Annotated in this window: 23 protein-coding genes and 1 other RNA gene; 8 read left to right on the forward strand and 16 right to left on the reverse strand. The window is 60.2% G+C overall.

Annotation, left to right across the window (positions count from 1 at the left end; all coding sequences use genetic code 11):
- Positions 1 to 73: 73 nt before the first annotated feature.
- From C5748_RS02665 to C5748_RS02685, 5 genes are all read right to left on the reverse strand, one after another.
- The gene (locus C5748_RS02665) at positions 74 to 1,201 is read right to left on the reverse strand and encodes an ATP-dependent DNA helicase (protein WP_105740397.1); all 1,128 of its coding nucleotides are present in this window, start codon (positions 1,199 to 1,201) and stop codon (positions 74 to 76) included.
- Positions 1,202 to 1,409: 208 nt separating this feature from the next.
- The gene (locus tag C5748_RS02670) at positions 1,410 to 2,375 is read right to left on the reverse strand and encodes a threo-3-hydroxy-L-aspartate ammonia-lyase (protein ID WP_105740398.1); all 966 of its coding nucleotides are present in this window, start codon (positions 2,373 to 2,375) and stop codon (positions 1,410 to 1,412) included.
- 195 nt (positions 2,376 to 2,570) lie between these two features.
- Positions 2,571 to 3,143 (reverse strand): acetolactate synthase small subunit, encoded by a 573-nt coding sequence (ilvN, locus tag C5748_RS02675; protein ID WP_105740399.1) that lies wholly within the window; start codon positions 3,141 to 3,143, stop codon positions 2,571 to 2,573.
- Positions 3,140 to 3,544, reverse strand: a complete 405-nt coding sequence (locus C5748_RS02680; RefSeq protein ID WP_105740400.1) for an endonuclease domain-containing protein — start codon at positions 3,542 to 3,544, stop codon at positions 3,140 to 3,142. Before C5748_RS02680 ends, ilvN begins: the two co-directional genes overlap by 4 nt.
- Positions 3,545 to 3,744: 200 nt before the next feature.
- Positions 3,745 to 5,565 carry an acetolactate synthase 3 large subunit gene (locus tag C5748_RS02685; RefSeq protein ID WP_342588340.1) on the reverse strand — a complete coding sequence of 607 codons (1,821 nt, stop codon included), beginning with the start codon at positions 5,563 to 5,565 and terminating at the stop codon, positions 3,745 to 3,747.
- A gap of 462 nt (positions 5,566 to 6,027) precedes the next feature.
- On the opposite strand from C5748_RS02685, the gene C5748_RS02690 reads away from it, so the two are divergent.
- On the forward strand, positions 6,028 to 7,899 hold the full coding sequence (locus tag C5748_RS02690) for an ATP-binding protein (protein WP_105740401.1): 1,872 nt from the start codon (positions 6,028 to 6,030) through the stop codon (positions 7,897 to 7,899).
- Here the strand turns inward: C5748_RS02690 and C5748_RS02695 are convergent.
- The 3 genes from C5748_RS02695 to miaA form a co-directional block, all read right to left on the reverse strand.
- The gene (locus tag C5748_RS02695; protein WP_146119461.1) at positions 7,896 to 8,510 is read right to left on the reverse strand and encodes a hypothetical protein; all 615 of its coding nucleotides are present in this window, start codon (positions 8,508 to 8,510) and stop codon (positions 7,896 to 7,898) included. The two genes, C5748_RS02690 and C5748_RS02695, sit on opposite strands and share 4 nt — an antisense overlap.
- A gap of 50 nt (positions 8,511 to 8,560) precedes the next feature.
- A complete protein-coding gene (locus tag C5748_RS02700; RefSeq protein WP_105740403.1) occupies positions 8,561 to 9,352 on the reverse strand; it encodes a GGDEF domain-containing protein in 792 nt (263 codons plus the stop codon).
- 94 nt (positions 9,353 to 9,446) lie between these two features.
- Entirely contained in the window at positions 9,447 to 10,364 is a 918-nt protein-coding gene (gene miaA / locus C5748_RS02705) for a tRNA (adenosine(37)-N6)-dimethylallyltransferase MiaA (protein ID WP_105740404.1), read from the reverse strand.
- Positions 10,365 to 10,379: 15 nt separating this feature from the next.
- Between miaA and serB the strand changes: the two genes are divergently transcribed.
- Together serB and C5748_RS02715 are read left to right on the forward strand one after the other, a co-directional pair.
- The gene (serB, locus tag C5748_RS02710) at positions 10,380 to 11,267 is read left to right on the forward strand and encodes a phosphoserine phosphatase SerB (RefSeq protein ID WP_105740405.1); all 888 of its coding nucleotides are present in this window, start codon (positions 10,380 to 10,382) and stop codon (positions 11,265 to 11,267) included.
- Positions 11,264 to 11,827, forward strand: coding sequence for a GNAT family N-acetyltransferase (locus C5748_RS02715; RefSeq protein ID WP_105740406.1), 564 nt, complete (start codon positions 11,264 to 11,266; stop codon positions 11,825 to 11,827). The genes serB and C5748_RS02715 overlap by 4 nt, the downstream gene beginning before the upstream one ends.
- A gap of 177 nt (positions 11,828 to 12,004) precedes the next feature.
- Here the strand turns inward: C5748_RS02715 and C5748_RS02720 are convergent, their stop codons facing one another.
- The 7 genes from C5748_RS02720 to C5748_RS02750 all read right to left on the reverse strand — a co-directional run bounded on the left by C5748_RS02720 (position 12,005) and on the right by C5748_RS02750 (position 18,015).
- Positions 12,005 to 13,528, reverse strand: coding sequence for a DegQ family serine endoprotease (locus tag C5748_RS02720; RefSeq protein WP_105740407.1), 1,524 nt, complete (start codon positions 13,526 to 13,528; stop codon positions 12,005 to 12,007).
- Positions 13,529 to 13,673: 145 nt separating this feature from the next.
- Positions 13,674 to 13,859, reverse strand: coding sequence for a DUF2065 domain-containing protein (locus tag C5748_RS02725; protein ID WP_105740408.1), 186 nt, complete (start codon positions 13,857 to 13,859; stop codon positions 13,674 to 13,676).
- Between the two features lie 28 nt (positions 13,860 to 13,887).
- Positions 13,888 to 14,835: a protease modulator HflC gene (hflC, locus tag C5748_RS02730; protein WP_105740409.1), complete on the reverse strand. Its 948-nt coding sequence runs from the start codon at positions 14,833 to 14,835 to the stop codon at positions 13,888 to 13,890.
- A complete protein-coding gene (hflK, locus tag C5748_RS02735; protein WP_105740410.1) occupies positions 14,835 to 16,004 on the reverse strand; it encodes an FtsH protease activity modulator HflK in 1,170 nt (389 codons plus the stop codon). Before hflK ends, hflC begins: the two co-directional genes overlap by 1 nt.
- A 162-nt stretch (positions 16,005 to 16,166) precedes the next feature.
- The gene (locus tag C5748_RS02740) at positions 16,167 to 16,685 is read right to left on the reverse strand and encodes a dihydrofolate reductase (RefSeq protein ID WP_105740411.1); all 519 of its coding nucleotides are present in this window, start codon (positions 16,683 to 16,685) and stop codon (positions 16,167 to 16,169) included.
- Positions 16,685 to 17,584 (reverse strand): thymidylate synthase, encoded by a 900-nt coding sequence (thyA, locus tag C5748_RS02745; protein WP_105740412.1) that lies wholly within the window; start codon positions 17,582 to 17,584, stop codon positions 16,685 to 16,687. The genes C5748_RS02740 and thyA overlap by 1 nt, the downstream gene beginning before the upstream one ends.
- A gap of 119 nt (positions 17,585 to 17,703) precedes the next feature.
- Positions 17,704 to 18,015: a DUF2853 family protein gene (locus tag C5748_RS02750; protein ID WP_105740413.1), complete on the reverse strand. Its 312-nt coding sequence runs from the start codon at positions 18,013 to 18,015 to the stop codon at positions 17,704 to 17,706.
- 239 nt (positions 18,016 to 18,254) lie between these two features.
- Here C5748_RS02750 and ssrA point away from each other — a divergent pair.
- Positions 18,255 to 18,669, forward strand: a transfer-messenger RNA (tmRNA) gene (gene ssrA, locus C5748_RS02755).
- 19 nt (positions 18,670 to 18,688) lie between these two features.
- Here ssrA and C5748_RS02760 read toward each other — a convergent pair.
- Positions 18,689 to 19,912, reverse strand: coding sequence for a multidrug effflux MFS transporter (locus tag C5748_RS02760; protein ID WP_105740414.1), 1,224 nt, complete (start codon positions 19,910 to 19,912; stop codon positions 18,689 to 18,691).
- Positions 19,913 to 20,262: 350 nt separating this feature from the next.
- On the opposite strand from C5748_RS02760, the gene C5748_RS02765 reads away from it, so the two are divergent.
- The 4 genes from C5748_RS02765 (at position 20,263) to C5748_RS02780 (ending at position 22,127) form a co-directional block, all read left to right on the forward strand.
- Positions 20,263 to 20,913 (forward strand): TetR/AcrR family transcriptional regulator, encoded by a 651-nt coding sequence (locus C5748_RS02765; protein ID WP_105740415.1) that lies wholly within the window; start codon positions 20,263 to 20,265, stop codon positions 20,911 to 20,913.
- A gap of 142 nt (positions 20,914 to 21,055) precedes the next feature.
- Entirely contained in the window at positions 21,056 to 21,637 is a 582-nt protein-coding gene (locus C5748_RS02770; RefSeq protein WP_105740416.1) for an SspB family protein, read from the forward strand.
- A gap of 14 nt (positions 21,638 to 21,651) precedes the next feature.
- Entirely contained in the window at positions 21,652 to 21,867 is a 216-nt protein-coding gene (locus C5748_RS02775) for a DUF4169 family protein (protein WP_105740417.1), read from the forward strand.
- The gene (locus tag C5748_RS02780) at positions 21,864 to 22,127 is read left to right on the forward strand and encodes a ribbon-helix-helix domain-containing protein (protein WP_105740418.1); all 264 of its coding nucleotides are present in this window, start codon (positions 21,864 to 21,866) and stop codon (positions 22,125 to 22,127) included. Before C5748_RS02775 ends, C5748_RS02780 begins: the two co-directional genes overlap by 4 nt.
- The last annotated feature ends 15 nt before the right edge of the window (positions 22,128 to 22,142 follow it).

Genomic DNA, 22,142 nt, shown 5'->3' on the forward strand with positions numbered 1-22,142 from the left:
ATCCGCGTGTAGGAAAGCGGACGCAAACGGGCAATAAAAACATATTCCCCTACTCCCCTACTCCCTTATTCCCCTATCTGACGATCGTCAGCCGTTCCGCCGCTCGGGTGATTGCCGTATAAAGCCAGCGCTCGCGCGTATCGCGAAAGGCGAAGCTTTCGTCGAACAGCACGATTTCGTTCCATTGCGAGCCCTGCGCCTTGTGGACGGTTAGCGCATAACCATAGTCGAAATCGTCGAAACGCTTCTTGGTCTGCCACGGGATTTCCGTGTCCGGCTCCTCGAACTGCGCCTTGAGCAGCTTGATCTTGGCCACGCCCCTGCCCGGCTCCTCGTCTTCCGGCGAAACCAGAAGATTGATCCCCGGCTTCACCGTTTCCCTGGATGCGGTCATCACCTTCCACAAGGAACCGTTGAGCAGGCCCTTGGCCGGATCGTTCCTGAGGCAGACAAGCTTGTCGCCCGCCTGCGGATAATCGGCGGTGAAGCCTTTCAGCTCGCGCAGGCGTTGATTGTAGCGCCGCCTGGTCCGGTTGGTGCCGACCAGCACCTGATCGGCGGCAAGCACCAGCTCCTGCGTCACGTCACCCTTGTTGATGACCTTGGCCGTACCATAGTCGCCATGCCCGAACTCGCGGCCCTCGCGCACGTCGAGCGCCAGCCGGATGATCGGATTGTCACGCGCCTGGCGATGGATTTCCGTGAGCAGGAAATCCGGCTCGTGCTCCGTGAAGAACCCGCCGCCCGAGATCGGCGGCAACTGACCGGGATCGCCCAGCACGAGGATCGGCGTACCGAAGGTCATCAAATCGCGGCCAAGCTGCTCGTCCACCATCGAACATTCGTCGACGACGATGAGCTTGGCCTTGGCCACCGGGCTCTGCCGGTTGAGCGAAAAGGTCGGCGAGATGCTGGTCTTGCCCGTGGTCTCGTCCTCTACCGCCTCTTCACCCTTCGGGCGATAGATCAGCGAATGGAGCGTACGCGCATTGGTCGCGCCTTTGGAGCGCAACACCTGCGCCGCTTTTCCGGTGAAGGCCGCGAACTGCACGTCGCCATCGACATGCTCGGCGAAATAGCGCGCAAGCGTCGTCTTTCCGGTTCCGGCATAGCCGAACAGCCGGAAAATCGGCCGGCGGCCTTCACTCAACCACTCTGAGACGGCCTTGAGCGCCGCGTCCTGTTGGGGAGAAAACTGCATGGGGTTCAATGGCAGGATTCTTCACCGAAGAGCAAGATACAATCGTTAAGGAAGTATGCTTGTTTAGGGATCACCGCCAAGCGCCCTCGTCCTTCGAGGCTCTGCTTCGCTTCGCACCTCAGGATGAGGGCTACTGGAGCTGCCGCCCTTCACCCTCATGGTGAGGTGTGAGCGAAGCGAGCCTCGAACCACGAGGGTGAAGGACTCATCAAGCCGAACGGAGCAACTGGCAAAACTGCCCGAGATCGACATTTCCGCCGCTGACGATCACGCCGACCCGCAGCCCCCTAAGCTGCGGCCCGAGTTTCCTCGCGCCGGCAAGCCCGAGACAGCCGGTCGGCTCGACGATCATCTTCATGCGCGACGCGAAGAACCGCATGCTTTCGACCAGTTCGCTGTCCGCAACCGTCAGGATATCGTCGACATCCCGCCGGATGATGGCGAACGTATAGTTCCCGAGCGACTGGGTCTGCGCGCCGTCGGCAATGGTCTTCGGCGTCGCGATACGGACGATTTTGCCCGATCTGAAGGATTGCTGCCCGTCATCACCAGCCTCCGGCTCGACGCCATAGATCTTGCACCCGGGCACCAGCGCCTTCGCGGCCAATGCGCTGCCGGACAGAAGCCCGCCACCGCCGAGACAGACGAACAGCGCGTCGAGTTCACCGACCTCTTCCAACAACTCCTTCGCCGCCGTGCCCTGGCCGGCGATGATGTCAGGATGATCATAGGGCGGGATCAGCGTCAGCCCCTGCTCTTCCGCCAGCCGCCGGGCAATCGCGTCGCGATCTTCGCTGTAGCGGTCAAAGGTCACGACGGTCGCGCCATAGCCCCGCGTCGCCGCCATCTTCGCGGCAGGCGCATCCTCGGGCATGATGATGGTCGACGACATGCCGAGCAGGCTTGCCGACAAGGCGATCGCCTGCGCATGATTGCCCGAGGAGAATGCAAGGACGCCGGCCTTCCTTTGGCTCTCGTCGAAGCGCGAGAGCGCATTGAAGGCCCCGCGGAACTTGAACGCCCCGATGCGCTGGAAATTCTCAGCCTTGAAGAAAATCTCCGCACCGAGTTCCCGCTCAATGGTGCGCGACCGCAAAACCGGCGTGCGATGCGCATGCCCCTCGATACGGCGCGCCGCCGCCAGAACGTCTTCATAAGTCGGGAGGTTTTGCATGGAGTATCCCTTTTGTCGGTACTATACATTACGCCCCTCACCCTTACCCTCTCCCCGTAAAAACAGGGAGAGGGAGGCGTCAGCATTATCGCCTCTTTTTTCTCCCCTGCACCTGGCAGAAAGAAAGGCAAAACGCCAGTGTCCCCCTCTCCCCGTTCTTCACGGGGAGAGGGTAAGGGTGAGGGGCCACTCTCCCTACATCCCCTCCGGCCCCCGGTTCATCGCAGCTACACCCGTGCGGCAGATTTCCACGAGGCCGAGCGGCTTCATGATGGCGATGAACTGGTCGATCTTGGCGCTTTTCCCGGTGATTTCAAAAATGAAATGCTCCGTAGTCGCATCGGTGACCTTGGCGCGGAAGGCATCGGCCAGACGCAGGACCTCAACGCGGTCCTCGCCGGTTCCCACGACCTTGATCAGCGCCAGTTCGCGCTCGATCGGCCGCTCATGGCCGAGTTCCGCCGCGCGCATGGAAAGATCGATCACCCGGTGCACCGGCACGATGCGCTCGAGTTGATGGCGGATCTGGTCGAGCACATGCGGCGTACCGCGCGTCACGATGGTGATGCGCGACAGATGCTGCTCGTGCTCCGTTTCCGAAACGGTGAGGCTTTCGATATTGTAGCCGCGCCCGGAGAAAAGGCCGATGACCCGGGCAAGAACGCCCGGCTCATTATCGACCAGCACCGCCAGCGTGTGCGTCACCGGCTTTTGCGTCTCGCTGGCGATGAAATAGGCCGAGCCGGAAGCTAGGTTTTGTGCGTTCATGGTTTTCCTCGGGAATATCCTGTAAAAATCAAGTCACTTGCCACTGTCTCTTCGTGCAATCGCCCGTCGAGTGCAGCCACGATGGTCTCCAGGACGGCATTGCTTTTGCCAAGCACATCCACATTCCAAAACCGGATGACAGCGTAGCCTTCATGCTTCATGAAGGCGTCGCGTCTGCGGTCATATTCACTTTCAGCATGCTGGCTGCCATCCACTTCCACAACCAGCTTGCGTTCCCGGCAAACAAAATCCCCATAGTAGGGACCGATAGGAAATTGCCGAATAAATTTATAGCCGTTCAGCCGTCTACCCCTGAGCTCGGACCATAATTTGTGTTCGGCGTCATTGTCTTGTTTTCGCAGCGACCGCGCCCGCTCGATAACCTTTTTAGGACCGCGCATCGATCGCCCCTCACCCTTGGAGTTGGCCCCTCACCCTTACCCTCTCCCCGTAAACGGGGAGAGGGAGACATCAACGTTCTGCCTCATTCTTCTTCCTGTGCGCGGGGAGAAAGGAGAAACGGCAAGGTCTATGCCCCCCTCTCCCCGCATGCGGGGAGAGGGTAAGGGTGAGGGGCAACTTGAACGGCAATCTTCTATCATCACACCAATTCCCGCCCCTTGGCGTCGATGGCGTTGGCGACGGCTTCGTCGGTCGCCTCGTCGGGCAGCAGCATCTCGTTATGCGCCTTGCCGGAAGGGATCATCGGGAAGCAGTTGGCGAGATTCGCCACGCGACAATCGAAGATCACCGGCTTCTTGACGTCGATCATCTCCTGGATCGCATCGTCGAGATCGCCCGGCTTCTCGCAGCGTATGCCATGGCCGCCATAGGCTTCCGCCAGCTTGACGAAATCCGGCATCGCCTCCGTGTAGGAATGCGACAGGCGGTTGCCGTGCAAGAGCTGCTGCCACTGGCGCACCATGCCCATATATTGATTGTTCAGGATGAAGATCTTGATCGGCGCTTCGAATTGAACCGCCGTACTCATCTCCTGCATGGTCATCTGCACCGAAGCATCGCCGGCGATATCGATGACCAGCGCATCCGGATGCGCGATCTGCACGCCAAGCGCGGCAGGCAGGCCATAGCCCATCGTGCCGAGGCCGCCCGAAGTCATCCAGCGATTGGGCGCTTCGAAGCCGAAGAACTGCGCCGCCCACATCTGGTGCTGGCCAACTTCCGTGGTGATGTAGGTGTCGTGCCCCTTGGTCATCTCATAAAGCCGCTGGATCGCATATTGCGGCATGATGACGTCCTTGTTGGACGCATAGGCCAGCGAATTGCGCGTCCGCCATTTGTCGATCTGCGCCCACCAACCGGCAATCGCCCTCTTCTCGGGCTTCGTCTCCGATGCCCGCCACTGGCGCACCATATCCTCCAGAACACGGCCGACATCGCCGATAACAGGCACATCGACACGGACGACCTTGTTGATCGAGGACGGATCGATATCGATATGGATCTTCTTCGAGTTCGGCGAAAACGCATCGAGCCGGCCGGTGATACGGTCGTCGAAGCGCGCGCCGATGCACAGCATGACGTCGCAATCATGCATCGTCATGTTGGCCTCGTAGGTGCCGTGCATGCCGAGCATGCCGAGCCAGTTCTTTCCCGATGCCGGATAGGCGCCGAGCCCCATCAGCGTCGACGTGATCGGAAAATTGGTCAGTTCCACCAGTTCGCGCAGCAAGTGACTTGCCTGCGGGCCGGAATTGATGACGCCCCCGCCGGAATAGATGACCGGCTTCCTGGCCGAGGTCAGAAGCTCGATCGCCTGCGCAATAGCATTCTGGTCGCCATCCATGGTCGGACGATAGCTGGTGCGCGGCGCGGTCTGCGGCGGCGTGTATATCCCGGTGGCGAACTGGACATCCTTCGGAACATCGACGACGACAGGCCCGGGACGGCCCGTGCTGGCGACATGGAAGGCCTCGTGCAGGACGCGGGCGAGATCATTGACGTCCTTCACCAGCCAATTGTGTTTGGTGCAGGGACGGGTGATACCGACGGTATCGCATTCCTGAAACGCATCGGAACCGATGAGCGAGGTCGGGACCTGACCGGAAATGCAGACGAGCGGGATGGAATCCATCAGCGCATCCTGCAGTGGCGTGACGGCATTGGTCGCGCCGGGACCTGACGTCACCAGCATGACGCCGACCTTGCCGGTCGAGCGCGCATAGCCTTCCGCCGCGTGGCCTGCGCCCTGCTCGTGACGCACCAGGATGTGCTCGATCTGATCCTGCTGGAAAAGTTCGTCATAGATCGGCAGAACCGCACCGCCCGGATAGCCGAAAATATGCTCGACGCCCTGGTCGATGAGCGCCTGCACAACCATCTCGGCACCCGTCATCTCGCGGTTTCCCGCCATGTCACGGCCTCCCCGGCGCGTCTCTGTTTCGCGTTTTCCTGCCGTCATCGTCGTTTTCCCGTCTATCGTTCCGTCTCTATCGGATTTGCGTTTCGTTTAGCTGGATTGAGGATAATAAAAAAGGCCCCCGAAGGAGCCTTGTGTGTCGCGCATGGGAGGCCAATGCCGGATGGTTACACCATCCTGCCCACGCGCGCTCGTACTACGATAAGAATTGTCTTCATGGTTGGAAAGATTAATCGCGGAACCATCGCGCGTCAACGGCTAAAATGAAAGGGCCGGGAATGACGACCGGCATTACTAACCTTATCTCAATACGCAGCCGCTAGCGTCTGTCTTATGGAATCGGCGCCAAGCGCCCTCGCCCTTCGAGGCTCCGTTCCGCTTTGCTCCACTACGCACCTCAGGATGAGGGCTGTTGGAGCGACGCCGCCCTTCACCCTCATCCTGAGGTGCGAGCGGAGCGAGCCTCGAAGGGCGAGGGTGAAGGGACTAACGGGGGCAAGTGGGATGCAGCACGAACAGGAGCGCGTTGTCGCGCGCAACCGCACCGAGGGCTATATCATCGAATGCGACGGCGACCGCGCCACCATCGCGGCCATCGCCGGCCCCTCGGTCACCGCATCGGAAGATTACTGGGCCGTCGGACAGCTCATCTCCGTGCGGGTCGGGGAAAACCGGCTGGTCGGGCTGATCCACAAGGTGGATATGCCCGATGCCGCATGGCAAAAGGATGCAGACAATATCATCCACATCCATATCGAGCTGATCGGCGAGGTGCGCAGCGGCCCCGAAGAAAACGCGTCCTTCACCTCGGGCGTTTCGCAATATCCGCATATGGGCGCCATCGCGCACCGCATCCGCGCCTCCGATCTCGCCGCCATCTATGCCGCGAGCGAACGTAAGACCGTTGCGATCGGAACGCTGACGCAGGACAAAAATATTCCCGCGCTCGTCTCCATCGATGATCTGCTTTCGCGCCATTTTGCCGTCGTCGGCACGACGGGCGTCGGCAAATCGAGCGCGGTAACGCTTCTGTTGCGCAAGGTGGTGACCGAGCGCCCAGACGTTCGCGTGTTGATCCTCGACCCGCACAATGAATTCGCCACCGCCTTCCCCGATCACGCGATCGTCGTCGATCCCGCCAATCTCGACCTGCCCTTCTGGATGTTCCGGCTGGAGGAATTCGCCGACGTGCTGTTCCGCGGCCGCGAGCCCAATGCGGGCGAGATGGATGCGCTGCGGGACATGATCCAGATCGCCCGCGAGCGTTTCCGCATGTCGGACAGCCAGGCATCGACGCTTCTGCGACGGCGCGAACGTGATACCCGGCCGGTAACGGCGGATACGCCCATCCCCTACCGCATATCCGATCTCCTGGCGCTGATCGACCAGCGCACGGGGCAACTCGATGGAAAGGCGGAGCGGCCGCATCTCAAGGCGCTGAAGACGCGGCTGGAATCGATTGTCAACGATCCCCGCTTCCGCTTCATGTTCGCCGCCTCGACCATCGCCGATACGATGCGTCAGATGATCGGACGCATCTTCCGCATTCCACAGGACGGCCGCCCGATCTGCGTCTTTCAGCTCTCCGGCCTGCCGTCGGAGGTCGTCAATGCGGTCGCTTCGGTACTGTGCCGCCTGGCCTTCGATATCGCAGCGTCGAGCGACGGCAAGATCCAGACGCTCGTCGTCTGCGAGGAAGCCCACCGCTACATCCCCGCCGATCCGGACGCCGGGTTCTGGCCGACACGCCAGGCCATCTCCCGCATCGCCAAGGAGGGCCGCAAATACGGCGTCTATCTCGGCGTCATCACCCAGCGCCCCGGCGAGCTCGACCCGACGATCCTGTCCCAGTGCAACACGATCTTCGCCATGCGGCTCGGCAACGAACGCGACCAGCAGATCATCAAGGGCGCCATAACAGGGGCCGCGAAGAGCATGACGAATTTCCTGTCGTCCATCGCCAATCGCGAGGCCGTCGCATTCGGTGAAGCGCTGTCGACGCCGATGCGCATGACCTTCGAGACCATTCCCGCCAACAAGCTGCCTGGCGCGCATATCCAGGAACAGCAGCAATCCATGCGCACGGGCGACAGGCGGATATCGCTCGAAAGCGTCGTCGAGCGGCTGCGCCATTTCGACAGCTCTGCCTCCGAGACCTCCGATTATGACGCGGAGGCGGAGGGCCCCGACGAGCAGCGCCCGTCGCTTCCACCGATCCTGCCGCTCGATCCCGGCCAACGTACGGCGGCGGCGCCTGAATCCGACTGGCGCATGCGCCACGCCGAAACGCGGGAAGAGCATCTCAGGATGATAGAAAAACAGCAACACCCCCGCGCCAACGACCTCGTCCGGTCTTTCCGCAATGATAGGAGCTAGGTGTTCGGTCCCATCATTTCCAGGCAGCGCAGGGCCAGTTCTTCTTCGGAAACATCTTCTCCGACATCAATGTTCGGAAGGGACAACCGAACGACTTCGCTGCGGATGAAGTGATTGAATGCCAGTGTCCGATCGAGAAAGCGATCGACCAACTTCCGGCCGAATGGCACCATTTCTGAGTAGCGGCTTTCCGCATAAATACGATTTCTGATCAAATCTTCCGACGCGGTGAGCCAGGCAGCAAAGACTCTGTCCGTCAGAACCTGAACGGCATGATCCGGCAGCAGCGCCGATCCCTCCAGAACAAGACTTGACGCCGTTTCATCGGAAGACTGCCGGATGATCAGCGGTTCTATGAGAGGCTTCCACATGGCCTTATAATGCGAGAGAACCGACGACATAAGCTGATCTGCATCAAGCCTGTCATAGTGCTCCATGACATGCGGGGGGAGGCTCTCGGGCGGGCTTCGCCACGGTCGGCCAGGATGGCGCGCCAAACTGTCAGTGGATTCATGCTTCCAACCAAGCTTACGAGCCAGATTTTCCGCAAGAGTCGATTTTCCCATATGGGAGGTTCCACCGATCAGGACAAGCGATTTTTCGTTCGTCATGACTTGATACAGCAGTCCTGCCCGTCAGAAGTCAACGAAAGCCCACCCGATCACACACAAACGCGGTCGCGGCCCATATTCTTGGCCTTGTAGAGCAGCTTGTCCGCCCGGCGATAAAAATCCTGCCAGCCCTCGCGCTTGTCCCATACGGCAACGCCGATGCTCGTCGTCACTTTCAGATGCGCATCGTCTATCGTGATATTGATTTCCGAAATGGCCTTGCGGATCCGGTCGGCGAGCTTGGCCAGCAATTCCTTGTCCATATTGGGGGCGACGACAGCGAATTCCTCCCCGCCGAGGCGCGCGACGACATCATGATAGCGCGTATAATCCTTCAGGCAGCGGGCGACCTCGCGCAAAACCGCATCTCCGACGACATGCCCATGTGTGTCGTTGACTGATTTGAAATGATCGAGATCGAGGATCATCAGCCCCACCGGCTTGTTGATGCGGCCGAACTGCGCCAGGTATTCCTTCAGCGCTTCGTCGAAATAGCGCCTGTTCTGCATTCCGGTCAGCCCATCGGTCAGCGCCGCATGCGCCAGTGATTCGGATCGGGCCGAGAGAATTTGCGCCATCTCCTGGAGTTTTCCGTGATCCTGCGCCTGAAAGCGGATCAGCGGATAGATCAGAAAAATTCCGCAAAACAACGCAGCAACCAGAAACAGAGCGGCAAGGCTGTTGGCGGCGGCGATATAGTCGACCAGCGTGGCTGCATTCTCGCTCGCCGATATCGGAGACAGAATATCCACAGCCGTCTTGACGCGATAGAGCATGATGCCCACGCCGCCCAGAAAGACGATCAGGATAAAGAATGATGTCTCTGATTTATGAAAACGCATCTGTACGCGCTGCCCCCTGCGACGCCATATTCAACCTATAGGCGTTTCGCTCCCGTTAATCGCGTCATCCGAATAAGCTGCTTTGATCCCGCCGTCAGGAAAAAGATTCCGTCTGGTTTACATCGCGTAAAATCTGCCAGCCGGAATCGAGCTGATTGCGGAACCAGGTCATCTGCCGCTTGGCATATTGCCGCGTCGCGATCTTCGCCCGTTCCGCCGCTTCCTCGAACGTAATTTCCCCGGCCAAAGCAGCGCCGATCTCGCGCACGCCAATGGCCTTCATCGCCGGCAGCGCCTCGGAAAGCCCCAGCGCAAGCAATGCCTTGACCTCATCGACGGCACCGCTGTGCATCATCATGTCGAAGCGCCGCGAAATGCGCTGGGCAAGCAACGCCCTGTCCGGCAGGATCACCACGCGGCGTACGGCTTCGGCATCGACCAGTGCCCTGCCCTTCTCCTTCTGCCAATCGTAGATCGACCGCCCTGACGCTTCCATCACCTCCAGCGCCCGGACGATCCTCTGCCCATCCGTTGGCCGAAGAATCGTGGCTGCAACGGCATCCATGCCGGAAAGCACGCGATGCAGCGCCGGCGCCCCCTCCGCCGCTAGTCTTCCCCGCCAGCGCTCGCGCACTTCATCTGGCACATCGGGCATATCGGACAGCCCGCCGGTGAGCGCGCGGAAATAAAGCCCCGTGCCGCCGACGAAAACCGGCACGCGCCCCCGCAGCTCGGGCCGGTTCAGCAGCGCTTCCACATCCCCGAGCCACCGTCCGGTCGAATAGAGTTGCGACGGCGGCACGTGTCCGTAAAGATAATGCGGAGCAGCTAGCAGATCGTCGGCTTGCGGCCGCGCCGTCAGGAGGTCGAGAACGCCATAGACCTGCATGGAATCGGTATTGACGATGAACCCGTCCCGCTCCTTGGCGAGACGCAGCGCCAGCGCCGACTTGCCGCTTGCCGTCGGTCCGGCTATCAGGATCGCATTCTTGATCGTCACATCACCCACCATGCCGGGAATTGCTTCATGTCACTGGTCGCCACGCTCATCGCCAATCCGGCTCGCCCGATACTGTCCTCGTCGCTGGGGATTAAAGCTTGCGCCGCGGTGAATGCAACCGGACTTTATTGGCTGGCCGACGGCATCGCCTGCGATCTGGCCCTGAAGGACGGCACCGATGCCGCCGAGGCAGCAGCACGTCTGCGCGACGCGGTCGATGGCGAGCCGGTCGATATCGTCGTGCAGGAACAGGACGGAAGACGCAAGAAGATGCTGATCGCCGACATGGATTCCACCATGATCGGCCAGGAATGCATCGACGAACTGGCTGAGGAAGCAGGCCTGCGCGATGCCGTGGCGGCAATTACCGCGCGCGCCATGAATGGCGAGATCGCCTTCGAACCGGCACTGCGCGAGCGCGTGGCACTCCTGAAGGATCTGCCGCTTTCCGTCATCGACAAGGTGATCGCCAGCCGCATCACGCTGACGCCGGGCGGTGTCGAGCTGGTGCGCACGATGAAGAAGCATGGCGCCTACACCGCGCTGGTATCGGGCGGCTTCACCGTTTTCACCCGGCGCATCGCCCAGATGATCGGCTTCAACGAGGACCGCGCCAATCTGCTCCTCGATGATGGCAAGTTGCTGACCGGCGAAGTGGCCGAACCGATCCTCGGACGCGAGGCGAAGGTCGAACGGCTGATCGATATCTGCGGACGGCTCGGGATCACCACCGAGGACGCGATTGCCGTCGGCGACGGCGCCAATGATCTCGGCATGCTGCAGCTCGCCGGAACCGGCGTCGCGCTCCACGCCAAACCGGTGGTCGCCGAGCAGGTGAAAATCCGCATCGACCATGGCGACCTCTCCGCACTTCTCTACATCCAGGGCTATCGCAAAACGGATTTCGTGACATGATCATTACAGAGACCGAACGGCTGATCATCCGCAACTGGCAGGAGCATGATCGCGCGCTTTTTCATGAGATCAACTCCGACCCTGAGGTCATGGAGTATTTCGGTTTCCTCCGTGACCGTGAGCAATCGGACGAATTGCTCGACAGGCTCAAGATGGACATCGACGCGACGGGCTATGGCTTCTATGCGCTGGAGGAGCGCGCCACGCGCGCCTGCCTCGGCTTCGCCGGCCTCGCTCTCACCGATCTCGAACCGCATTTTCCCAAGGGAACCGTCGAAATCGGCTGGCGGCTGGCGAAACGCCACTGGGGCAAGGGCTATGTGACGGAAGCCGGACGCCAGCTGCTTGCGCACGGCTTCGACGAGCGCGGGCTGGACGAGATCGTCTCCTTCGCCGTCTTCAACAACCACCGCTCGACCGCCGTCATGCAGCGCCTCGGCATGAAACGCGATCCGGCCCGCGACTTCGACCATCCGAAGGTGAGCGACGCGACACCGCATCTCAAACCGCACGTCGTCTACAGCATCGCACGGCAGGATCGGCTCGGAATCAAAACCTGAGCACTTGCGGGTAAGCGATTCGAATCGCGAGGGTTTCTCTCTGGAATCCGCTGCAGCAGCGGAGAGGTATATGCTCCTCAGCCGTGGGTCCTCGGGCTTGACCCGAGGGCCCACGGCAAAGAGGCGAGACCATTCCGGTCAATCCCGACGCGATCCATCCTGGCGGACGGTGTATCCTCACTCCACCCTTACAGTCACAAACCGCAATTCGCCGGTTTTCGAGGCGAGCATCAGAAGTGCATTCTTGCGGCCTTCCTTGCGCAGCCCGTCGACACGCTTCTCGACATCATCGGGCGAACCGACCGTTTCCTGGCCGATATCGACGATCACCTCGCCGGGCGCGATGCGTTTTTCCGCTGCCGCCGAATTGGGCGCAACTTCCGTGACCACCACGCCCTGAACATCGGGCGCTATCTCGAACCTCGTCCGCATCTCATCATCGAGGGCCGCAAGCTTCATGCCCAGGACGTCAACCGAAGCGGGCTTATCAGGCTGTTCGGTGCTCTTGTCTGTCCCCTCGTCGTCGGTATCGTCTTTCGTTTCTTTCTTTTCGAATTCCTCCAGGCGACCGAGCTTGACCTTGACGGTCTCTTGCCTGCCCTTGCGGATGACGACCACTTCGACTTCCTTGCCGACCGGGCTTTCAGCCACGACGCGCGGAAGATCGCGCGCGTTTTCAATGGTCTTGCCATCGAATTTGACGATGACGTCGCCCGGCTGGATTTCCTTGTTGTCGACATTGCTACCTTCGACCAATCCCGCAACCAGCGCGCCCGTGGTCGATTTCATTCCGAGGCTCTCGGCAACATCGTCGGTGACGGGCTGGATGCGCACGCCGAGCCATCCGCGCCGGGTTTCGCCGAATTCCCTCAACTGGTCGATGACGCTCACCGCCATTTCAGTCGGAATGGCGAAGCCTATACCGATCGAGCCGCCGGAGGGTGAGATGATGGCCGTATTCACGCCGATGACCTCGCCATCCATATTGAACAGCGGCCCACCGGAATTACCCCGATTGATCGCCGCGTCCGTCTGGATGAAATTGTCGTAGGGGCCGGAATTGATATTGCGATTGCGCGCCGAGATGATGCCTACCGTCACCGTGCCGCCAAGGCCGAACGGATTGCCGATGGCCATTACCCAATCGCCGATGCGCGCTTTCTGCGAATCACCGAATTTCACCGCCGTCAGCTTGTGCTTGGTCGGATCGATCTTCAAGACGGCCAGATCGGTCTTGACGTCCTTGCCGAGCAGTTCCGCCTTCAGCTTCGATCCATCATTGAAATTGACCTCGATGTCGTCAGCATCCGCAATGACGTGATTGTTGGTGACGACGATACCCTGTTGTGCATCGACGACGAAGCCCGAGCCAAGTGACTGGACCCGGCGTGACTGCCCCCTTTCTCCGCCTCGTCCCTGAGGTCCGAAGAAATCATCGAAGAACTCCTGGAAGGGCGAGCCCTCGGGTATTTGCGGCATGGGCACTTGATTGCCGCTTCCCGGTCCCTGCACGTTTTGTGACGTGGAGACGTTTACCACCGCGTCGAGACGTCCCTGAGCAAGATCGGCGACTGATGCCGGGCCTTCGGCGGCCTGGACCGGTGTCGTCCACACCGGCGCGATCGCGCCGAACGTCACCGCACCGATGGCAATTGCCGCAATGCCGCTGCGAAGAAAACCGGATCGAGTTCCGAAAGCCATAAGCGCAAACTCCGATAATTGTGTTGCAGGCAGTCGACCGCGCCACGCGCGGCGGTCGCACCAATGCTAAGGTCAGCACCTAGTTTCAGTGCCTAAAAAATACGGCTTGTTTGCGGCCTTGAAAAGCCACTGTGAATGAAAAGAATTACCCGCGTGCCAGCCAGACGATCACCACGCCGGCGGCAATGGCGAGAATGCCGGCGATGCGCAGTACGCCATCGGGCAACTCGACCACGTCGCGGGCAAAATGCTTCGCCAGAGATGGAAAGCCGCCGTAGAGCAGCCCCTCGAACACGAAGAGCAGACCTACGGCGGCAAGAAAGTCGTTCATAGACCTCTATTCCGTTCGCCGCAGCCTATCATTGCGCCGGCGTCGACCGATTGGCCGGAGCAGCCGCCGGCGCCTGTCGGTTCACCGCAGGAACGTTGCCCTTTGCGTCCTGGAAATAACGGAAGAATTCCGAATTCGGCGACAGCACCATTGTCGTACCTGATGTCTCCAGCGCCTGCTCATAGGCTGCCATCGAACGGTAGAAGGCGAAGAAATCCGGATCCTTGGTGAAGACATCGGCAAAGATGCGGCTGCGCTCGCCTTCGCCCTCACCGCGCAGGATTTCCGATTCCTTGCGGGCATCGGCAAGGATTTCCACCACCTGGCGGTCGGCCACGGCGCGGATGCGCTGCGCCGCCTCACGGCCACGGGCACGCAAGCGTTCCGCTTCCGCAAGACGTTCCGCCTTCATCCGGTCGTAGGTCTGCTGCGAGACCTCCGCCGTCAGATCGGTACGGCGGATACGCACATCCGCGATGGTGAGGCCGAGCGAGGTAGCGTCGGGGCTCAACTGTTCGCGCACCTCCCGCATCATTTCGCCACGCTCCTCGGAAAGCGCCGCCTCGAAGCCGCGCAGACCGTAGACGCCACGCAACGCCGCATCGAGACGTGTGCGCAGACGCTGTTCGGCGAGCGTCGTATTGCCCGAAACCGTCTGGCGGAAGCGCCGTGCATCGGTGATCCGATAGACCAGGAAGGCATCGACATCGTAGAACTTGCCGCCCGAGACCTGAACGCGGATATCGTCCAGATCGAAGCGCCGCAGACGATCATCGATCATCTGCACATTGTCGGCATCGAAGAAGCTAAAGGGCAGTTTCAGATAAATGCCGGGCTGGGTCTTCACATCGATGATCTGGCCGAAGCGAAGAACGATAGCCTGCTGACGCTCGTTGACGATGAACACCGACGAATAGAGCAGGAAGACGGCGATCGCGATGATGCCCGCAATGATGGGGAAACGGTTCTGGTTCATCACTGGCTGGCTCCTGTCACGCTGCTGGCCCCGGTGGTAGTCCCGCCGGTCGTACTTCCAGTCGTGTTGTTCGGTGGAGTCGTTTGGGGCGCGCGCTGGCGCATCAACTCATTGAGCGGCAGATAAGGCACAGCGTTATTTCCCTGCTCCATGATCACCTTGTTGGAGCCCTTCAGAACGCGCTCCATGGTTTCGAGGAACAGGCGCTTGCGCGTCACGTCGGGCGCCTTGACATATTGGTCATAGACGGAGGTGAAGCGCTGCGCTTCACCGATCGCCTCCTGGACGATTCGGTCCTTGTAGGCCGCAGCCTCCTCGCGGACCTGCGCGCCCTGACCACGCGCCGCGCCGAGTTTCTGGTTGGAATACTGGTTGGATTCTTCGACGAAACGGTCTTCGTCCTGTTCAGCGCGCTGCACCTCGTCGAAGGCATCCGCCACTTCGGGTGGCGGCGCGGCGTCCTCGATGGAAACGGCGTTGACCTGAATACCCGCATTATAGTTATCGAGTGCCGCCTGCACGATGGCGCGCACGTTCTGGGCGATATCCGCGCGGTTGTCACGGAACACGTCCTGTGCCGGACGACGACCGACGACCTCACGAATGGCGCTTTCGGAAACCTGCTGCACCATGTTGTCGGGATCCTGCACATTGAACAGATAAGCGCGCGGCGCGATCACCTGATAAAGCACCGAGAACTGGACGTTGACGATGTTCTGATCGCCGGTCAGCATCAGCCCCTGCGTGGCGCCGCGCGTACCCTGACCGCCGATATTGATCTGCTTTTCGACGATCTGCGCCTTCTCATAGGTTTCGATGGGCCACCAATGGAAGTGCAGGCCGGGCCCGGAGATTTCTTCCTTCGGTTTTCCAAAACGCAGTTCGACGGCAAGCTCGTCCGGCTGCACCGTATAGACCGACTTGAAAAGCCAGAAGGCGAGGAGCACGACGCCCGCCACGATATAGATAGTGTAATTATTGCCACCACCACCACCGCCGGGAAGTGCCCGTCTCAGCCGGTCTTGGCCCTTGCGCAGGATATCCTCTAGATCCGGTGGCGTACCGGGGGCGCCACCGCGCGGGCCCTTCGGCCCCTGTCCCCACGGACCGCCATTGTTGCCGCCGCCACCCCAAGGGCCGCCGCCGCCATTTTGATTACTCCAGGGCATTCTTACCTCTCATTTCGTACGCAAGAGGCAACGTACGACCTCCCGACATCAATTCATGTTTCCCGTTTATAGGGATGGTGAAAGCCGCTTTCAACGCAAGCGGAGAACTTTCGATGCTCATTTGGAAAATCAGCATGTTTTGCGAAGCCTCAGCGTGTCCATTCAGCTTCTTTCATAGACGATATAGCGCGTGGCATGGCTGTCCTTCTCTCCTGCCGGCACCTCTTCCGCTGAAACCTTGCGCCAATCAGCCGGATCGATCGCCGGAAAATACGTATCGCCCACCACCTCGCCGAGAACCTCGGTCACATAGAGCCGATCCGCAAGAGGCAATGTCTGGCGATAGATATCGCCGCCGCCGATCACACAGATCTCGTCGGCGCCCGCCTCCTCCGCGCGCCCTCGGGCCAGTGCCAGCGCGTCTTCGACCGAGCCCGCCACATCGATCCCATCGACCGCGAAATCCGGGTCGCGGGTAACGACGATATTGGCGCGTCCGGGCAGCGGCCGGCCGATCGATTCCCAGGTCTTGCGGCCCATGATGATCGGCTTGCTCATGGTGACCGCCCTGAACCGCTTCATATCGGTAGAAAGCCGCCATGGCAGACCATTGTCGCATCCTATGATTCCGTTTTCCGAAATGGCGACGACGATCGAAATAATGGGGGAAACCGCTTTCATCAGACCGCCACATCTGCCTTGATCGCGGCGTGCGGCTCATACTCCGTCACCTCGAAATCATCGATCCGGTAGCCGTCGATGCTGGGAGGCCGGCGCAGCAGGCGCATCCGGGGAAAAGGCCGAGGCTCCCGTCTCACCTGCTCGCGCGCCTGTTCCAGATGGTTGAGGTAGAGATGCACGTCGCCTCCCATCCAGATGAGTTCGCCCAGTTCGAGACCGGTCTGCTGGGCCACCATCATCTGCAATGCCGCGCCGCCGACGAAATTAAACGGCGCGCCGAGTTCCAGATCGCAGCTGCGCTGGTAAATCAAAAGGTTGAGCCGGTTTCCTCCCGTGACATGGAACTGATAGACCATGTGGCAGGGCGGCAGCGCCATATCAGGCAGTTCCGGCACGTTCCAGCCATGAAAAAGCATGCGCCTGCTCGACGGATTGGTCTTCAGCGTCTCGATGACGGTGGCGATCTGGTCGTGCTCGACACCGTCCGCGCCGCGCCACCGGCGCCACTGCTTGCCATAGACAGGACCCAGGTCGCCCCATTTGCGCGCGAAATCATCATCCTCGAGGATGCGCTTCTCGAATTCGGGCTGCGAAATGTCCTCGGCCGTCGCCTTGCGGTATTTGTCCAGCGGCCAATCGGTCCAGATCCGGACATTCTCTTTCAACAGCGCCTGGATATTGGTTTCCCCCGTCAGGAACCACAGCATCTCCTTGACGGCCAGCTTCCAGTAGACCCGCTTCGAGGTCAGGATCGGCACCGTGCCGTCCGAAAGATCGAACCGCAGCATCGTGCCGAATGTCGAAAGCGTGCCGACGCCGGTCCGGTCGATTCGCCTGTCCCCCTTCTCCAGAACGTGGGACATGAGGTCGAGATATTGATATTCGGGGTGGCGCGGCATTGTTTTCTCCTGGAAGCCGTCCTGTTTCGATGGAATCGCAGAACCGCTCCAATCCTATATGCCAAAATAGCAAAACCCCGGCGCAAAGCACCGGGGTATCACATGTTATCATCAAAAAATCAGAGGGTTTCGAGTTTCCCAAGCGCTTTCGCGGTCAGATAGTAGAAGGTGACGCGCTGCTTGTCGCGATCGCCTTTCATGATTTCCCCGACGCTCTGGATAGCAGCACTGCCCTTGTCGGCATCGGCAATGCCGAGCTTCTTCTCGACCCAGCTCTTGCGCACGCGCTCGACTTCGCTTGGGTCCGACATCGCGACGAGCGAAGCATCCCTGCTGCGCAGCGCTATGCCCAGATGCTTGACGATTTTTTCGACGATGGCCGGATCTGCACCGGCATCGTAACGGCGGACGTCTTCGATATATTCACTCATTGACCGTTCTCCTTCGACTCTGGCCACATCATCGGCTGCAGGAACAGCAGAATGGAATCGTCAGTTAAATCCACTGTTGCAAAACATTGACTAGCAAAAAACGCCTGTCAATGCCGCTTGAACATTGCCGGTCCGATTGGCTGCGTATGGAAAACGGTGAAGCTACCCTGGAAACGCACCGAAAACATTCCGGCGCCGTTGAAAAACGATAACCCGGACCAGCGCAAATCGTACCAGGGGCCCTTCCAATTCCCGCCGGGCGCGTCTATATACGATCTGCCGGTCTCGACCGGCTATGGTGATAAACGGACGATGTAATAAGCCTATTGGACCCGGGGGCGGTACCCGGCGCCTCCACCAGAATGCAGCCAGAGCAAGTTCAGGAAAAGTGTAAAACGGTTTTCCGTCCGGAGTTGCGAGATAGATTAAGGCGGCTGCCTTGTGGCGGGGGCGAAATAGGATCGACAAGGGTGTAAAGATCGCTCTTTTGCCCGGCATAGTACCACCGTTATCGGGCTAACTCAGTAGTTGCAAACGACAACTATGCGGAGGCACGTCTCGCCGCTTAATGCGGTGCGATAGCTTCAAATCAAGCCTTAGGCCGTCGCAGGTCTAAGCGGGGTTCGGAGGCACCTGGCAACAGAAGCCTCCACTTCTCCCCGCTTTTCCCTTCCTATTCCGCCGGCACATCCACCGGGATTTCCGTTGCGCCCGTGCTGCGCCGGCGACCCAGCGACAACTGCGTGAGCAGGAATGCGCCGATCGCGCAGGCGGCAATGCCTGCAATCATTGGCAGCGCGGTGCCGTCGAAGAATGCGCTGGCAATCCCCATGGCTATCGCCGCGGCAACGAAATGCAGCGTCCCCATGAGAGCCGATGCCGTACCCGCGATTACACCATGATCCTCGAGCGCCAGCACCGCCGTCGTCGGAAACACCAGTCCCAGGAAACCATATCCGATGAACAGGAACGCGGCCATGACAGGCAATGACTGGAAGCCTGATATCGTCACGATGAGCAGCAGCGTCATCGCCGCGGCGTAGCCTGCAACAGCCATCCGCACGACCCGCACCAGTCCGAATCGGTCGGCCAGCCAGCCGCTCAACTGCGATACGCTGAAGAACGACACCGCATTGATGGAGAAGGCGATGCTGTACTGGGTCGGCGTGAGACCGTAATGGTCGATCAGCACGAAGGATGAGTTGGCGAGATAGACCAGGAACGACGACAGGCCGAGACCGCCGATGAAGGTCAGCCCAAGGAAATTACGATCCTTCAGCAGCAGCCCATAGGCGGCGAGTGCACTGCCGAGGCTGCTTTCCACCCGCATGGATTTCGGCCGCGTCTCCTTCAGCGACGTGGCAAGCAGCACCATGCCGATGAGCGCGGCGATCAACACGGCCCAGAACACGCCGCGCCAGCCGAAGAAGGAGATGATCGCCGTGCCGGTCAGCGGCGCGAGGATGGGCGAAATGCTGAAGACGAGCATTAGCAGCGACATCAGCCGCGCCGCATCGACGCCGGTATGCAGATCGCGCACGATGGCGCGCGGAATGACCATGCCTGCACTGGCCCCGATCCCCTGCAGGAACCGGAAAGCGACGAGCGTGTCGATATCGCCGGCGAGCGCCGATCCGATGCTGCCGATGGAGAAAAGCACGAGCCCGCCATAGAGCGGGACCTTGCGGCCCAGCATGTCGGAAAGCGGCCCGCAGAAAAGCTGTGCCAGGCCCATGGAGATGAAGAAGGCGAGCAGGCTCATCTGTACGGCGCTCGTCTCCGCCGAAAGATCTGCTCCGATCGTCGGCAGCGCCGGAAGATACATATCGATCGCAAATGGCCCTATAGCTGACAGAAGTCCAAGAACGATCGCAGTGCGAAGAAATCTGGATGACATCGCGGATACTTTCGAAATGAAGGATCGACCGGGCGTCGCGGTACACGGGGCGCGGCACGGGCTCCGCCGGTCGGTCATAATAGAAACGGGGAATGCCGAACGCCTCTCCCATTGCGGAAGATGACGGCAGGCTATATTCATCACGTCCAATTGTTTGGACAGTGATGTCAAATTAGACACCATTGTCTAAATCGTCAACCCGTCTTAATCTTGGTGTCATGAAGAATACTGACAAATCTGCTGCCACCGCGCGTCCGGCGCCTGGCTCCTGCTCCCCCGGCCCCTTCTCCAATGCCAAGGGACCTGATCACAGGGGACAAGCCTTTACCCGGCCCGGCAGCGGGCAATGCATGAAGCGCAATTCCATACTGGATGCGGCCGCGCGCACCTTCTGCCGTGACGGTTTCACCGGCACCAGCATCGACCTGATCGCCGCCGAGGCCGGCGTCTCGCGGCAGACCATCTACAATCACTACCGTGACAAGGAGATGTTGTTCGGCGCGGTCGTCGATGAAATCATCGGACGCATGAACGCCGTTCTTTACGGCATTCTCGCCACCTTTCCCGAAAAGCCGGACAATCTCGAAGCCGATCTCGTCCTTTTCGCCACCCGGCTCGGCAAGAATTGCATGTGCAACCAGGATGGGGAGTTCCTGCGCAAGCTGATCCAGGCCGAGGGCGAGCGCTATCCCGAACTGTTCGCGATCTGGCGCGAGAACGGTCCCGCCAGGGTCTGGTCCGCCATCGCCGCAAGGCTCGCACGGCTTGCCCATTGCGGCGCTCTCGACATCGATGACCCCGACCTTGCCGCGCGCCAATTCATGGCGCTGATTAATACCGACCTCCAGTTTTGCGGAATGCTGGGCGAAAAGCCGACGGAAAAGCAGATCGAGGACGGTGCACGTAACGGCGTACGCACCTTCCTGCGCGCCTTCGCATCTCGCGGCAATCCGTCGACCAAAGCCGATCCGGCGGTAAAACCCAATATGGCGCTTTTCTGACGCCATTGCCCGTCAATTACCGCATATCCCATTTCCCCGGTCGCAATTGCTATGGCCTTGCGCCATAATGGCGACGCTTTATGGCTCTTTCGTTCCACATCGAACTTGACATCGAACTGCGAATCCGTGGGATAAGCACCTTATGGTCCAGGATCTGATCCGTTATGATATTCTCGCCCAGGAAGCGCTTCGCGGTGTCATCCGCAAAGTGCTGATGGAAGTCGCCAAAGCGGGACTTCCGGGCAATCACCATTTCTTCATCACATTCCTCACGGAAGCCCCCGGCGTTCGCATTTCGTCTCGTCTGAAGGAGAAATATCCCGAGCAGATGACGATCGTGATGCAGCACCAGTTCTGGGATCTGCAGGTCACCGAACAGTTGTTCGAGGTCGGCCTGTCCTTCGGTGACGTACCGGAACGCCTCGTCGTCCCCTTCTCCGCCGTTCGCGGCTTCTATGATCCGTCGGTCAATTTCGAACTGGAATTCGACGTCTCGTCGCTGGAACCTGCCGGCGACAATGATTCCGACGCCGAGATCACCACCATCGAACAGATGCGGGCCGACGAGCCGCAGGAGACGGTGAAGCCGAAAGCCAGGTCCGCCGGCAAGGCCGCAAAGAAGCCTTCCGCGAAAACATCGAGAAACGCGACAAAGGACGGCGAAGACGAGGCCAAGCCCTCCGCTGATGTGGTCTCTCTCGATTCCTTCCGCAAGAACAAATAGCGCGGCCCGCGCCGATGAGCGACATCGTCAATCTGCGCCAATTCAAGAAGCGCAAGGCGCGGGACGAAAAGGAAAAGGCCGCCGCGGGGAATCGTGTCCGGCACGGGCGGACCGGGGCCGAAAAGAATTTCGAGCGCGAACAGGCGCGCAAGACCAGCCAATTCCTCGACGATAACCGTATCGAGCCGGCAAATACCGCTCCCGATGAGGCAGAGGGCGGCGACGTATGAGCGTCGGCCCTGCGCCCGCATCCCAATCCGGCAGTATCGTACGCAAACGTTCGGTCAGCATTCGCGGCCACGCCACCAGCTTCTCGCTTGAGGACGCCTTTTTCGAAATCATCGAAGCGATCGCACGCCGGCGCGGCATTTCGCTTGCCGCCCTGGTCGCCGAAATCGACGATCATCGCGACAAACGGGCGAACCTCTCCTCCGCCCTCCGCCTCCATGCGCTCGAATGGGTGAAATCTGGCGGTAGGATCGATCCATAAGGGCTTTCTCACCCG

It is taken from the genome of Phyllobacterium phragmitis, assembly GCF_002980495.1.
Lineage (GTDB): Bacteria > Pseudomonadota > Alphaproteobacteria > Rhizobiales > Rhizobiaceae > Paramesorhizobium > Paramesorhizobium phragmitis.